This window comes from Pseudomonas sp. KH_021 (assembly GCF_057838865.1).
Window position 1 is genome coordinate 3291050 of record NZ_CM174477.1, and the last position, 13309, is coordinate 3304358.

At 58.6% G+C, this 13309-nt stretch carries 14 protein-coding genes; 6 read left to right on the forward strand and 8 right to left on the reverse strand.

From position 1 onward, the window contains the following. The first annotated feature begins 29 nt into the window (after nt 1-29). Nucleotides 30-1073: an LLM class flavin-dependent oxidoreductase gene (locus tag AC3IX4_RS15210; protein ID WP_489256276.1), complete on the forward strand. Its 1044-nt coding sequence runs from the start codon at nt 30-32 to the stop codon at nt 1071-1073. Nucleotides 1074-1257: 184 nt separating this feature from the next. Here AC3IX4_RS15210 and AC3IX4_RS15215 read toward each other — a convergent pair whose 3' ends face one another. Continuing rightward, nucleotides 1258-1809 (reverse strand): NUDIX domain-containing protein, encoded by a 552-nt coding sequence (locus AC3IX4_RS15215; protein WP_489256277.1) that lies wholly within the window; start codon nt 1807-1809, stop codon nt 1258-1260. A gap of 188 nt (nt 1810-1997) precedes the next feature. Here AC3IX4_RS15215 and AC3IX4_RS15220 point away from each other — a divergent pair, with 188 nt between their 5' ends. Next, entirely contained in the window at nt 1998-2339 is a 342-nt protein-coding gene (locus AC3IX4_RS15220; RefSeq protein WP_489256278.1) for an FKBP-type peptidyl-prolyl cis-trans isomerase, read from the forward strand. Nucleotides 2340-2375: 36 nt separating this feature from the next. Here AC3IX4_RS15220 and AC3IX4_RS15225 read toward each other — a convergent pair whose 3' ends face one another. The 3 genes from AC3IX4_RS15225 to AC3IX4_RS15235 are packed head-to-tail and all read right to left on the reverse strand — an operon-like array spanning nt 2376 to nt 5250. Then, nucleotides 2376-3698 (reverse strand): TRAP transporter large permease, encoded by a 1323-nt coding sequence (locus AC3IX4_RS15225; protein WP_489256279.1) that lies wholly within the window; start codon nt 3696-3698, stop codon nt 2376-2378. After that, entirely contained in the window at nt 3695-4225 is a 531-nt protein-coding gene (locus AC3IX4_RS15230; RefSeq protein ID WP_489256280.1) for a TRAP transporter small permease, read from the reverse strand. Before AC3IX4_RS15230 ends, AC3IX4_RS15225 begins: the two co-directional genes overlap by 4 nt. A 5-nt stretch (nt 4226-4230) precedes the next feature. Then, nucleotides 4231-5250, reverse strand: coding sequence for a TRAP transporter substrate-binding protein (locus AC3IX4_RS15235; RefSeq protein ID WP_489256281.1), 1020 nt, complete (start codon nt 5248-5250; stop codon nt 4231-4233). 212 nt (nt 5251-5462) lie between these two features. Between AC3IX4_RS15235 and AC3IX4_RS15240 the strand changes: the two genes are divergently transcribed. Continuing rightward, the gene (locus AC3IX4_RS15240) at nt 5463-6725 is read left to right on the forward strand and encodes an OprD family porin (RefSeq protein ID WP_489256282.1); all 1263 of its coding nucleotides are present in this window, start codon (nt 5463-5465) and stop codon (nt 6723-6725) included. A gap of 163 nt (nt 6726-6888) precedes the next feature. On the opposite strand, the gene AC3IX4_RS15245 is transcribed toward AC3IX4_RS15240, so the two are convergent. From AC3IX4_RS15245 to galU, 3 genes are all read right to left on the reverse strand, one after another. Further along, nucleotides 6889-7983, reverse strand: coding sequence for a DUF1615 domain-containing protein (locus tag AC3IX4_RS15245; RefSeq protein ID WP_489256283.1), 1095 nt, complete (start codon nt 7981-7983; stop codon nt 6889-6891). A 1-nt stretch (nt 7984) separates the two neighbouring features. Next, entirely contained in the window at nt 7985-9340 is a 1356-nt protein-coding gene (gene gorA / locus AC3IX4_RS15250) for a glutathione-disulfide reductase (protein ID WP_489256284.1), read from the reverse strand. A 201-nt stretch (nt 9341-9541) separates the two neighbouring features. Beyond that, complete coding sequence (gene galU / locus AC3IX4_RS15255) at nt 9542-10381, reverse strand: UTP--glucose-1-phosphate uridylyltransferase GalU (protein WP_489256285.1); 840 nt, start codon at nt 10379-10381, stop codon at nt 9542-9544. A 227-nt stretch (nt 10382-10608) separates the two neighbouring features. Here galU and AC3IX4_RS15260 point away from each other — a divergent pair, with 227 nt between their 5' ends. Continuing rightward, nucleotides 10609-10893: a hypothetical protein gene (locus AC3IX4_RS15260; protein ID WP_489256286.1), complete on the forward strand. Its 285-nt coding sequence runs from the start codon at nt 10609-10611 to the stop codon at nt 10891-10893. Here the strand turns inward: AC3IX4_RS15260 and sohB are convergent, their stop codons facing one another. Next, nucleotides 10894-11925, reverse strand: a complete 1032-nt coding sequence (sohB, locus tag AC3IX4_RS15265) for a protease SohB (protein ID WP_489256287.1) — start codon at nt 11923-11925, stop codon at nt 10894-10896. Nucleotides 11926-12133: 208 nt separating this feature from the next. Between sohB and AC3IX4_RS15270 the strand changes: the two genes are divergently transcribed. Beyond that, on the forward strand, nt 12134-12844 hold the full coding sequence (locus tag AC3IX4_RS15270) for a histidine phosphatase family protein (RefSeq protein ID WP_489256288.1): 711 nt from the start codon (nt 12134-12136) through the stop codon (nt 12842-12844). A gap of 54 nt (nt 12845-12898) precedes the next feature. Next, entirely contained in the window at nt 12899-13216 is a 318-nt protein-coding gene (locus AC3IX4_RS15275; protein ID WP_489256289.1) for an SCP2 sterol-binding domain-containing protein, read from the forward strand. The last annotated feature ends 93 nt before the right edge of the window (nt 13217-13309 follow it).

A 13309-nucleotide genomic window follows, 5' to 3' on the forward strand; every position in this document is an offset into this window, starting at 1 on the left:
AAAAAGACCAGAGATTCGAGGAACGCGTCATGAAATTTTCCCTGTTCGTGCACATGGAACGCTGGGACGAAAGCGTCAGCCATCGTCAACTGTTCGAGGACCTGACCGAACTGACGCTGATGGCCGAAACCGGCGGTTTCAGCACCGTCTGGATCGGCGAACATCACGCGATGGAATACACCATCTCGCCGAGCCCCATGCCATTGCTGGCATATCTGGCCGCCAAGACCACCACCATTCACCTGGGCGCCGGCACCATCATCGCGCCGTTCTGGCACCCGCTGCGTGTAGCCGGTGAATGCGCCCTGCTCGACGTGATCAGCAACGGTCGCATGGAAGTCGGGCTGGCCCGTGGTGCTTACCAGGTCGAGTTCGACCGCATGGCCGGCGGCATGCCTGCCTCCAGCGGCGGCGCCGCCCTGCGCGAAATGGTCCCGGTGGTACGTGCACTGTGGAATGGCGACTACGCCCATGACGGCGATATCTGGAAGTTCCCAACCTCCACCAGCGTGCCTAAGCCGATCCAGAAGCCTAACCCGCCGATGTGGATTGCCGCCCGCGACCCGGACTCGCACAACTTCGCCGTGGCCAATGGCTGCAACGTCATGGTGACGCCGTTGATGAAAGGCGACGAAGAAGTCGTCGACCTGAAAAACAAGTTCGAAACGGCCCTGGCCAACAACCCGGACGTCCCGCGCCCACAACTGATGGTGCTGCGTCACACCCACGTCCACACCACCGACGACCCGGAAGGCTGGCAGGTGGGCGCCAAGGCGATCTCGCGCTTCTACCGCACCTTCGACGCCTGGTTCGGCAACAAGACCGTGCCGCAAAACGGCTTCCTGGAGCCAAGCCCGGAATCCAAATTCGCCGAGCGCCCGGAGTTCGAACTGGACAACATCCGCAAGAACGCCATGATCGGCACCCCGGAAGAAGTCATCGCCCGCATCAAGTACTACCAGGAACTGGGCGTGGACGAGTTCAGCTTCTGGTGCGACAACAGCTTGCCGCATGAAGAGAAGCGCAAGTCGCTGAAGCTGTTTATTGATCATGTGGTGCCGGCGTTTCGTTAAGCCCTGCGCCGCCCTCTGAGGTAGGAGCTGGCTTTAGCCGCGATGAGCGCGCCACGGTGTGCCTGATATGCCGCATCGCGAGCAAGCTCTGCTCCTACACTCGTCCCTCTCACGATCCCCTGCAACAGGGGAAGGCACGTGGAGCGGGCGTGCCGGTGAATGCGGCTGAACGCCGATACTCCAGTCACCAACACTCACTGATCTCTTCTTCACCCATAATTTCCCGGATCCGTCGAATTGTCTTCGGTGTGGTATCGGCAGGAAGCTGGTCGAGATCAAACCATCCGACGTCAAGAATTTCATCTTTGTCCATGATCTGCGGCTGAGCATCATAGGATGTAGCTTTATATAAAATCACGTAATCATGCTGAAACTTCCACCTATTCAAATAGATCGAGAATATTTCCATATTCCCTAAACGGCATAACCCCGCTTCCTCTTGCAGCTCCCTTGAAATGGCCTCCAGCGGTGTTTCGCCCACGATCAAGCCTCCACCTGGGGTGTGCCAGCCGGATCTATAGGTATGTTTGACTAATAAAACCTGACGCTGGCTATTCAATAAAACAGCTCTGACGCCAATGGTAGGCGAGCCCAATAAAGATTGGACCTTGCTGACACCCCACTCTCGAATCCATTTGAATTTCATCTCATCCCCCCGCCCTGCAGCACCACAAGCAATTTTTCGCCAGTTGCCATCGTTTTCGGCAGCGCCATGAGAGTGCGCCAGATGATCCAAAGAAGTTTTACTTTGTGGCGTAGGCAATTTCTCAAATAAAAATTTCTCCAGACATCTCTGAGCGCCTAATCGCCTGCTTTACATCGATGAGTGCGCCGCGGTTTCCCGGCCGCTCCTCAGCTTGAACCCACACACCAAGCCCTTCACACTTGGCGCCTGAATTTTGTTGCGTTCAACCGAGGCTCCCCATGAGTACTGAACTGACCATCACCGACCTTGTCGTGGGTGAAGGCAAAGCCGCCGTCAAGGGCGCATTGATCACCACCCAATACACCGGCTGGCTCGAAGACGGCACGGTGTTCGATTCATCCTTCGAGCGAGGCAAACCGTTCCAGTGCGTGATCGGTACTGGGCGTGTCATCAAGGGATGGGATCAAGGCCTGATGGGGATGAAGGTAGGCGGCAAACGCAAACTGTTCGTGCCCTCACACCTGGGTTATGGCGAGCGCCAGATGGGAGCGCATATCAAGCCGCATTCAAACCTGATTTTCGAGATTGAGCTACTTGAAGTATTGACGCGGGAGGATTGACACCCCCGGCGCCATGGCGCCGGGTCCTGAAACACATCAGAACGACAGTAACCACAGGCTCAGCCCCGGGAACGCCACCAACAATACGATCCGCATCAAGTCCGAACACAGGAACGGCACGATGCCGATCGCCGTCTCGCTGTACGGCACATCCTTGGCCGTGCGCTGGACGATAAACAGGTTCATCCCCAACGGCGGGTGTATCAGCCCGATCTCCACCACCATCAAGGCCAGGATCCCGAACCAGATCGACTTATCCGTTTCGCTAAGACCGAAGAAATCCAGGCCCATGATCATCGGATAGAAAATCGGAATGGTCAGCAGGATCATCGCCAGCGAGTCCATGACGCAGCCCAGCAGCAGGTACAGCCCCAGGATAATGATCAACACCAGCATGGGTGCCAGGCCACTGTTGATGACCCAGGCCGCCAATTCGCCGGGCATCTGCGTGAGCGCAAGCCCGGAGTTGAGCAGGTCAGCCCCCAGCAGCACCAGAAAGATCATCGCCGAGGTTTCGGCCGTGCCCAGCAGGCTGATACGCAGACCCGACCAACGCATGCCGCCTTGAACCACCGCCAGAATGCCGCACGCCGCCGCCCCCAGTGACGCCGCCTCGGTGGGGTTGGCCCAGCCGCCATAAATACCCACGATCACCACCAGGAACACACCGATCACGGGCGAGACATTGATCAGTGCCTTGACCCGCTCTGCCATTGACGCTTTGGGCGAAACGGTGGACTGGGTTTCATCGCGCGCGACCATGATGCGCAACACGATCATGTAGCCGATGATGGCGATCACCCCTGGCACGATGGCCGCCATGAACAGCTTGGCAATCGATTCCTGGGTCAGCACCGCATAAATAATCAGCGGCACCGACGGCGGGATGAGGATACCCAAGGTACCGCCCGCCGCGACCGTCGCCGTCGCCAGACGCCCGGAATAGTTGTGCCGGCGCAGCTCTGGCAATGCCACATGGCTCATGGTCGCCGCCGTCGCCAGGGACGAGCCGCAGATGGCGCCAAAACCTGCACAGGCGCCAATGGCCGACATCCCCATGCCGCCCTTCCAGTGTCCGATAAACGTCGACGCGCAGCGGAAGATCGCTCGCGACAGCCCCCCATGAGTCGCAAACTGGCCCATCATCACGAACAGTGGAATCACAGCCAAGTCATAGTTGGACAGCCTTGAATAGGCCAGATCATTGAGGGTAAACAGCAACGACGACAGATCGCCATTGTTCACCGCCCAGAAACACGCCGTTCCGCCCACCAACATGGTGATGCCGATATGCACCCGCAGCAGCAACAGGCTCATGGTGATACCCAGGGCAATCAAACCCATCGCCAGACCGCTCATGACCGACCTCCAGGAGCAAAAACTTCATAGGCCCGTGCCAGTGCACAGATCCCCAACAACACCAGGCTCGGCACAATCAACATCAGCGGGATCCATAGGGGAATGGACAACAGGGTTGTCGCATCGCCAAACTCGTGGTTGTCGATCATTTGCAAGCTGGTGCGCCAGGCCAGGATAAAGGCCACGGCACAACACAGCAGATGAGCGATGCCATCCAGCGCCGTTCGCACGCCCTTGGGCAGCCAACCGGTCAGGGCATCGACCTTGATGTGGGTGCCACGCAGTTCGCACAGCGGCAGGAAAGCAGCGATAGCCACGGATGCGCCCACCTCCATCAATTCCATGTCGCCGCGCACCGGCATTGAAAACAGCTTGCGACCTACGATGGAGACAATCGACATCGCCACCAGAGCCATCAGGATCATCCCGCCGGCCAAGGCAAAGCCATGAGTGACCTGCAACAACGCAAGCCTTCCCCGCCCTTGATAGGCGTTCAGATCAATCGAGAAATCCAGTGATTCCTTCATGGCAATTACTGCGCCGTGCCGGCAAGGGTGCGCACGCCGTCAACCAGCGCTTTGCCATCCAGGCCTTTCTTGCTGGCTTCATCGACCCATTGCTGTACGGCGCTGGCAGAAGTTTTCTCCATTACCGCATAGGCATTTTTGTCGATATTGACCAGCGAGGCCGCGGGGCTTGCGCTCAGGGCGTTATCGGTAGCTTTGTCCCAGGCCGTGGCAAAGCGCTCTGACAAAGCCTGACCGCTGTTGCGCTCGATGATTTCCTTAAGGTCGGCCGGCAGGCTGTCGAACTTGCGCTGGTTCATCAGCATCGCCAGCACTGTGTAGCCGAAGGCGGGTTGCCCTGGCGGCGTCACGCTGTGGAACTCGGTTACTTCATCCAACTTGGTCGCCGGCACCACTTCCCACGCCGCGAGCGCGCCATCAACCACCCCCTTGGAAATGGCCTCGGTCATTTGCGCAGGTGGCATGCTGACGGGCGTTGCGCCCAGGCTTTCCAAGGTTTTTGCCGCCGTGCGGCTGGAAGCTCGCAGTTTCAGCCCCGCCAGATCCGCTTCGTTCTGGATGGCCTTGCCGCGCGTGTGCAGATTCATGCCGCCATCGCCGTGCACCACCAGCACCTTGTAGCCGTTGAAATCTTCCTTGGCGTACTGCTGGTAGAAATTCCAGATGATCTGGTTGCCGGCCTTGCCGCCGTAAGGCAGCACGAACGGCAGCTCCAGTGCTTCTACCCGTGGGAACTTGCCCGCCGAATAGGCAGGTGCCGTCCAAACGATATCGGCGACGCCATTGCGCGCCATGTCCGCGAGCTTGGCCGGTGTGCCGCCCAACTGCATCGAGGGGTAGATCTGGCATTTGATTCGGTCATTGGACTCCTGGCGCAGCTGTTCGCACCACGGCTCGATGATGTTGACCTGAGCATTGGAGGTGGACGGCAAAAAGTGGGCAACTTTGAGGGTAACGGTCTCGGCGTGGGCCGAGACGGCGCAGGTCAGCGCCAGGCCCAGTGCAGCGATGCTTGTTGTTTTCATTGTGATGGCTCCGTTGTTTTTATAGTCACGCCAGTACGGGGAGGTCGTGAATCGGCGATTTTGTTAATACATTAACCTTCTTGAAGTTAATGTCAACAGAGGCCAATAGAACATTAAATAGGATATTGTTAATAGGTTAATTATATGTGTAGATTACGCCAGCCGCGCCTTCTGCCAGGTCGGCCTTTTACACAGTCCTAGAGATAAAAATAATGACAAGGCACCCAAGCACCTTCCCGGCACTGACCTGCCTGCTCGTCAGCACCTGTGGCCTGAGCGGCGCTGCACATGCCGACTTTTTGGGCGATAGCAAAGCGAGCCTCGAAGCTCGCAACATGTACATCAACCGCGATTTTCGCCAGCACGACGCGCCCAAGGCCCAGCCCAGGGAATGGGCCCAGGGCTTTACCCTGCGCTATGAGTCAGGGTTCACCGAAGGCACCGTGGGCGTGGGGGTTGACGCTATCGGCCAGACCGCGATCAAGCTTGATTCGAGCAAAAGCCATCGCAATAGCGGCTTGCTGGCCTACGGTTCGAGCCTTGCGCCCGAAGACACCTACAGCGAACTGGGCGTTGCGGGCAAACTCCGAATGTCTAAAAGCGTGCTGAAAGTCGGCACCTTGCAACCCATGTTGCCCGTGGCGGCCTACAACGATGTACGCCTGTTGTCGTCTACCTACTCGGGCACCCAGCTGACCTCACAGGACATCGCTGGCCTGACATTCAATGCGGCCCGCCTGGAAAAGCTCAACCTGCGCGACTCCACCAGCAACGACGAAATGAACTACAACGGCGTGCAAAGCTCGCGCCTGGACCTGGCCGGTGGCAGCTACGCCATTAATCCGTCCCTGGCGCTGAGCTACTACTACGCGCAGATGCACAACATCTACCAGCAACATTTCGTCGGCCTGGTGCACACGGCCACACTGGCCCCGGGTATTTCGCTCAAGACCGACCTGCGCTATTTCGACACTTCCGAGAGCGGCGATCACCGCTACCGCAGCGCCGCCCGAGTGGATGGCGGGCATATCGACAACCGCTTTTTCAACGGCATGGTCACCCTGGGCATGGGCGCGCACAAGTTCGGTGTGGGTTACCAAAACCTTTCAGGCGACGGCGACTTCGCCTTCTCCGGGCTGGACCCCTACTCGGTCAACCTGGTGACCTTCAACATCTTCATCAAAGCCGAAACCGATGCCTGGCAAGCGCGCTATGACTATGATTTCGCGCCCCTGGGTGTGCCCGGCCTGACGTTCATGACCCGCTATGTCAGCGGCAGCCACAGCAACACCGTGGCGGTCGAAGGCGGCACCGAGTGGGAGCGTGATACTGACCTTGTGTACACCTTCCAGGACGGCTTCATGAAGGGCTTCAACGTTCGCCTGCGCAACGCAACCTTCCGATCCGGCAATGGATTGACCACGGATGCCAACGAAAACCGGGTGATCCTCGGCTACACCCTGGCGTTGTTCTGACGCTACGATGGCCACACCGCGCTCGGGTAGGAGTCAGGCTTGCCTGCGATGGCCGCCCCGCGGTGTGTCAGGAGGACTGCATGACCTTCATCGCGGGTAAACCCGGCTCCTACCGGGCGATGGGGCCGACCGGTAGCCACTTGGCACCTGCACCCGCGCTGAATCAGCGGCCGCGTGCCAGGCAGCGCAGGCGGCGATCATCGACCCGCTTGGCGAACCAGGCGGTGGTCAATTGCCGCGTGATTTTCGGGCTCTCTAATTTGATAACAGGCAACATCTGCCGTGGCAACGGCTTACGCTCAGCCTTGTCGGCCAAGGCAAACACTCGCTCGTACAAGGTGGTGTCGTTGAAATCGGCCAGATCACCCTGCTCCAATTGTCGACGAATCGTCCAGTTGCTCATGCCCATGCGCTTGCCCAGCGTGCGCACCGCAAGCTCGGTTGCACCGGGAAACAGAGAGCCATGCAGGATCAGGTCGCCGTCCAGCGCCAGCTCGATCCCCGAAGCCCGGCTGACGGCGTTCTGGAAAGCCGCATTGCGACTGGCGTACCAGCCGACGTTGAAATCGGCAAACCGATAGATGGCCTTGTCATAAGGGGCGGCATATCCCAACAGGTGCAGAATGCCGAAATACATTCCGCCGCGCCGACTGAACACTTCCCGGCGAATCGTCCCGTCCACCGGATAGGGATAGCCTTGGGCGTGCTTTTCGGCAAAGTCGATACTGACCTGCATGGGGCCGCCAGTTTGTACCGGGTTAAGGCCGCCAAACAAGGTCTGGCCCATCGGAGCCATGCTGATGAAGTCGTCGAACATCGCGCTCAGCTCTTTCTCGCTGCGCACGCTGTCCAGGCGCTGGTTATAGGTTTTGCCACCTGGCGAGCGCAGTTCCAAGGCGCCGCGCACCAGCAATTGCGGCATGTGCAACTTGGCGGCGCGGCGATTGATTTCCTCGCGAGCGATGCGCGATAGACCCGGCACCTTGGGGTCGGCCCGGAAGGTCGACTCCTGTTCGGTCACAGCCAGCACCGAACAGAGATTCTCACGAGTAGGCTTCAGGCTCTGCGCCGCAAAAGCTGCGTAAATGTCCGTCGCCCAGCCCTGGCGGTCGGAGGCTTCGGGTGGCAGCAGGCGCACAATCAGCTTGCGCACCTCATCAGGGGTGGGTTCGGGCGCCTCCTCCTGACGCAACGAGCCGCAGCCGGCCAGCACCAGAAAAACGCCCAACGCAGCCAGGCGCAGCCTGGAGAAAGCCACGCTATGCCACTGGCGTGCGCAGGGTCACGAACTCTTCCGCTGCCGTCGGGTGAACACCAATCGTTTCATCGAACAGTTGCTTGGTGGCCCCCGCCTTGATCGCGATGGCCAGGCCCTGAACGATTTCACCCGCGTCGGGGCCGACCATATGGCAACCCAAGACCTTGTCGGTTTTCTTGTCGACCACAAGCTTCATCAGCGTGCGCTCATGGCATTCGGTCAGGGTCAGCTTCATCGGCCGGAAGCGGCTTTCGAACAGCACCACTTCATGGCCTTGTTCGCGCGCCTCTTCCTCGGTCAAGCCCACGGTGCCAATCGGCGGCTGGCTGAACACTGCAGTCGGAATATGTTGGTAATCGACCTTGCGGTATTGCTCTGGCTTGAACAGCCGACGGGCCACAGCCATGCCTTCAGCCAAGGCGACGGGCGTCAGTTGCACCCGGCCGATCACATCGCCAATGGCCAGGATCGAAGGCTCTGCCGTTTCATACTGCTCGTTCACCTCGACAAAGCCGCGCTTGTCCAGCTTCACGTCGGTGTGCTCGAGCCCCAGGTTGTCGAGCATCGGGCGGCGACCGGTAGCGTAGAACACGCAGTCGGTCTCAAGCGTGCGGCCATCCTTGAGGGTGACGTTCAAGCTGCCGTCCGACTGCTTGTCGATTCGCAGGATATCGGCATTGAACTGCAGGTCCATGCCCCGTCTGGCCAGCTCTTCATGCAGGTGTTTGCGCACGGCAATATCGAAGCCACGCAGGAACAGTTCACCCCGGTACAACAAGGTGGTATCGGCCCCAAGCCCTTCGAAGATTCCGGCGAACTCGACGGCAATATAACCGCCGCCCACCACGATCACACGCTTGGGCAAGGTCTTGAGGAAAAAGGCTTCGTTGGAGCTGATGGCATGTTCGCGCCCCGGAATATCGGGGATCTGCGGCCAGCCACCGGTAGCGATCAGGATGTGTTCGGCCGTGAAACGCTGGCCGTTGACTTCCACCTGATGCGGGTCGATCAGGCGTGCATGACCTTCGTGCAGGGTCACGCCGCTGTTGACCAGCAGGTTGCGGTAAATGCCGTTCAGGCGCTCGATTTCACGGTTCTTGTTGGCGATCAGGGTCGCCCAATCAAAGTCTGCGTCGCCCAACGACCAGCCAAAGCCTTTGGCTTGCTCGAAATCGTCGGCAAAATGAGCGCCGTAGACCAGAAGCTTTTTCGGCACACAGCCGACATTCACACAGGTACCGCCCAGGTAGCGGCTTTCAGCCACGGCCACCTTGGCGCCAAAGCCCGCCGCAAACCGCGCAGCCCGGACGCCGCCGGAACCGGCGCCAATTACAAACAAATCAAAATCGTAGGCCATGTCTATCTCCTTGGCAGGGCTCCAAGCATACCGTCCACATTACGAAAGGGAACAAAAAAGCCACCCGAAGGTGGCTTTTCTGGTTGCCTGCGATGGGCGCTACGCGTTCGTCAAATAATCCGCGGTGCAATCGCCCTGTAGGAGCCAGGCTTGCCTGCGATAGGCGTTACGCAATTTATCAGGCAAACCGCGGTGCATCTATCAGTAAGCCTTGCCAGTCTTGTAGAAGTTCTCGAAGCAGAAGTTGGTCGCTTCGATGTAGCCTTCAGCGCCACCGCAGTCGAAACGCTTGCCTTTGAACTTGTACGCCATGACGCAGCCGTTCTGGGCCTGTTTCATCAGGGCGTCGGTGATCTGGATTTCACCACCTTTGCCTGGCTCGGTCTGTTCGATCAGGTCGAAGATGTCCGGGGTCAGGATGTAGCGACCGATGATGGCCAGGTTCGACGGCGCATCTTCCGGTTTTGGCTTCTCGACCATGCTGTGGACGCGGTAAATATCGTCACGGATCATTTCGCCGGCAATCACACCGTACTTGTGGGTCTCTTGCGGGTCGACTTCCTGGATGGCGACGATCGAGCAGCGGAACTGCTTGTACAGCTTGACCATCTGGGTCAGCACGCCATCGTCGTCCAGGTTGACGCACAAGTCGTCCGCCAGCACCACGGCAAAGGGCTCGTCGCCGATCAGCGGACGACCGGTCAGGATCGCGTGGCCCAGGCCTTTCATTTCGGTCTGACGGGTGTAGGAGAACGAGCACTCGTCGAGCAGCTTGCGGATACCAACCAGGTACTTTTCCTTGTCGGTGCCCTTGATCTGGTTTTCCAGCTCGTAGCTGATGTCGAAGTGGTCTTCCAGCGCGCGCTTGCCGCGGCCGGTAACGATGGCGATTTCGGTCAGCCCGGCTTCCAGGGCTTCTTCAACGCCATACTGGATCAATGGCTTGTTGACGACCGGGAGCATTTCCTTTGGCATCGCCTTGGTCGCTGGAAGGAAGCGAGTGCCGTATCCGGCGGCAGGGAACAAGCATTTCTTGATCATAAATGTCCTTGATAAGGGCGTTGCTTACGAATTCGGCGAAGTCTAATCAGACGGGTCTTGTCTGACAATGCCCGAGATTAATGTAAAACGATGGCATGATAGAGAAATATCCGAATAGATAGTTCCCTTTTCCTACAAATATTCGAGACACCAACGAGGTACCGCTATGCCGGGGCCATGGCCTGCTATAGCATTACGCCATCCCTTTTCGTTAGATTCGAGTGTCCATGAGCAAGCCGCTGGCACTTCTGGTCGTGCTGAGCCTCACAGGCTGCGCTACCGCGTCGACCACCTACTTGAATGACGGCAAGCCAGGCGTGCAAATCGACTGCTCCGGTGAAGCCATGTCCTGGGAAAGTTGCTATGAAAAAGCCCAGGAGTCCTGTGCCCCCCACAGCTACGACATTATTGGCACCAGCGGCACCCCAGCGCTGAAGGAAAGCGAAAAGACGCTGGGGCAGGATGTGGGCAACTATAAAAGTCGTAGCTTGGTGGTGCAGTGCAAAAAATGACTACCAGAACCGTTGCTGGCTGAGTTTGCCCCACGCTTTGATTACAACGCCTTCGGCCGATTGGGCTGCCGCCCCGGCGATGCGCTCCTGCAGGCTTTTGCGTTCGGCATAGTGCAGGTGATAAAGCTCAGCTTCGCGCGCCCGATCTGCCAGGTACTCATCGCTGGTTTTCAGTTCATCGACCAATTGCTTGTTCAACGCAGCGATGCCCAGCCAGACTTCACCAGTCGCCACTTGGTTGATGTCCAGTTGCGGGCGGTAGTGGGTCACGAAATTCTTGAACAGCTCGTGGGTCATTTCCAGGTCTTCCTGAAACTTCTCACGACCTTTTTCGGTGTTTTCGCCAAACACCGTCAGGGTGCGTTTATATTCACCGGCGGTCAGCACTTCAAAGTCGATGTCGTGTTTTTTCAACAGGCGATTGACGTTGGGCAACTGCGCCACTACCCCGATGGAGCCGAGGATGGCGAACGGCGCGCTGATTATTTTTTCGCCGATGCAAGCCATCATGTAGCCACCACTGGCAGCGACCTTGTCGATGCACACGGTCAAGGGCACGCCTGCCTGGCGAATGCGCGCCAGTTGTGATGAGGCCAGGCCATAGCTGTGCACCATGCCGCCACCGCTTTCCAGGCGCAGTACCACTTCATCGCGCGGCGTGGCCAGGGTCAGCAAGGCAGTGATTTCATGGCGCAGGCTGTCGGTGGCCGAGGCCCTGATATCGCCGTCAAAGTCCAGCACGAATACCCGAGACTTGGCCTCGGCCTTCTGGTTTTTCTTCTTCTGTTTTTTGTCGGCCTTGCCCTGCTCCTTGCGCAGGGCCTTGAGCTGCTCCTTGGAAAGCAGCGTGTGTTCAAGGCGCTCGCGCAAGCCTTTATAGAAATCGTTCAGGCGGGTCACTTCCAGCTGGCCCAATGACCTGCGCCGGCCTTTGGCGCGCATCGAGCCGATGGCGGCCAGTACCACGATGATCGCCACCACCAGGGTCACGGTCTTGGCCAGAAAGCTTGCGTATTCGGCAAGAAACTCCACGGTATCTCCTTACAGGTATACGCCCCGAAAACGCCGGGGCCAGGGTAATGGCTCCAGCATACCGGCGCGCTCCTGCGTCTGCCAGTCGGGGGAAATACCTGGCAATTGAGTTCAAACAGTCTTTTCAAACGAGCGTATGTTTTTTCATTGACAGCTCAAGGCCATCCTCATAACCTCGCAAAACCTTCAACGTGCCAGGACGACGGACGTGGGCAGTATCTATTTCATACGACATGGCCAGGCTTCCTTTGGTGCGGACGACTACGATGTGCTGTCGGACCTGGGCCAACGTCAGGCGCAAATCTTGGGCGAACACCTGGCCCAATTAGGCTTGCGCCTGGACCGCTGCCTCTCCGGCAGCCTGCGCCGTCAACAAGACACTGCCCGGCTGGCGCTGGCACCTTTGGCCGCCGCTGGCCTTGAGATACCCGCGCTGGAAGTAGATGCCGCCTTTGACGAGTTCGATGCCGATGCTGTCATTCGCGCGCTGCTGCCAGGTTTGTTGCCCAGCGAACCCAACGCTCTGCATGTTCTCAAGCATGCTCGCGACAACCGAGGGGAATTCCAGCGCATCTTCGCCTTATTGGTGAGCCGCTGGCATGGCGGCGCTCATGATATCCCGCCGCTGGAAAGCTGGCTTGATTTCGTTAAGCGGGTGCAAGCCGGCCTGGCCCGCCTCCTGGAGATCGCCGAGCCCCATCACAACATCGCCGTCTTCACCTCGGGCGGCACCCTCGCCGCCCTGCTCCACCTGGTGACGGGTATGACTGCCGAGCAAGCCTTCGCGCTGAACTGGCAGGTCACCAACACCTCGCTGAACCAGTTCAAGTTCCGTGGCAACGAAGTGGCGCTGGCTTGCTTCAACAACCAGACTCACTTGCAGTTATTGAAGACACCGGGTCTCATTACCTATCGCTGAGCCCGGAAAATGGCGACCAGAGTGGTCGCTGTAACCCCCAAAAAGGATCGAATCATGACCTCCGTAGCTGACGCCGTTCAAACCATGAAAACCAAGTTCAACCCGGACGCTGCCAAAGGGCTGGATCTGGTATTCGGTTTCAATATCACCGACGAAGACAAGCACTACGCACTGATCGTCAAGGACGGTACGTGCGATCTGCAAGAAGGCGAAAACCCGGACGCCAACGTGACCCTGGTCATGGACAGCGAAACCCTCAAGGGTATCGTCAGCGGTGATACCGATGGCATGCAGGCCTTCATGGGCGGCAAGCTGCGCGCCGAAGGCGACATGATGCTGGCGATGAAGCTCAGCGAACTGTTTCCAGTCTGAAACCTGGCCTGCGGCCTGTATGTAGGAGCCGGCTTTACCGGAGTGCCGGACCACCGCGATAGCCTTCCCGCGGTGTCTGAGGTAGACCGCGGT

What these genes read in the sequence shown, in the direction of transcription:
- AC3IX4_RS15260 (WP_489256286.1), top strand. Translation starts at nt 10,609, where the DNA reads ATGAGCAAGCCGCTGGCACTTCTGGTCGTGCTGAGCCTCACAGGCTGC.
- galU (WP_489256285.1), bottom strand. Translation starts at nt 10,381, where the DNA reads ATGATCAAGAAATGCTTGTTCCCTGCCGCCGGATACGGCACTCGCTTC.
- AC3IX4_RS15235 (WP_489256281.1), bottom strand. Translation starts at nt 5,250, where the DNA reads ATGAAAACAACAAGCATCGCTGCACTGGGCCTGGCGCTGACCTGCGCC.
- AC3IX4_RS15225 (WP_489256279.1), bottom strand. Translation starts at nt 3,698, where the DNA reads ATGAGCGGTCTGGCGATGGGTTTGATTGCCCTGGGTATCACCATGAGC.
- gorA (WP_489256284.1), bottom strand. Translation starts at nt 9,340, where the DNA reads ATGGCCTACGATTTTGATTTGTTTGTAATTGGCGCCGGTTCCGGCGGC.
- AC3IX4_RS15275 (WP_489256289.1), top strand. Translation starts at nt 12,899, where the DNA reads ATGACCTCCGTAGCTGACGCCGTTCAAACCATGAAAACCAAGTTCAAC.
- AC3IX4_RS15240 (WP_489256282.1), top strand. Translation starts at nt 5,463, where the DNA reads ATGACAAGGCACCCAAGCACCTTCCCGGCACTGACCTGCCTGCTCGTC.
- AC3IX4_RS15210 (WP_489256276.1), top strand. Translation starts at nt 30, where the DNA reads ATGAAATTTTCCCTGTTCGTGCACATGGAACGCTGGGACGAAAGCGTC.
- AC3IX4_RS15230 (WP_489256280.1), bottom strand. Translation starts at nt 4,225, where the DNA reads ATGAAGGAATCACTGGATTTCTCGATTGATCTGAACGCCTATCAAGGG.
- AC3IX4_RS15220 (WP_489256278.1), top strand. Translation starts at nt 1,998, where the DNA reads ATGAGTACTGAACTGACCATCACCGACCTTGTCGTGGGTGAAGGCAAA.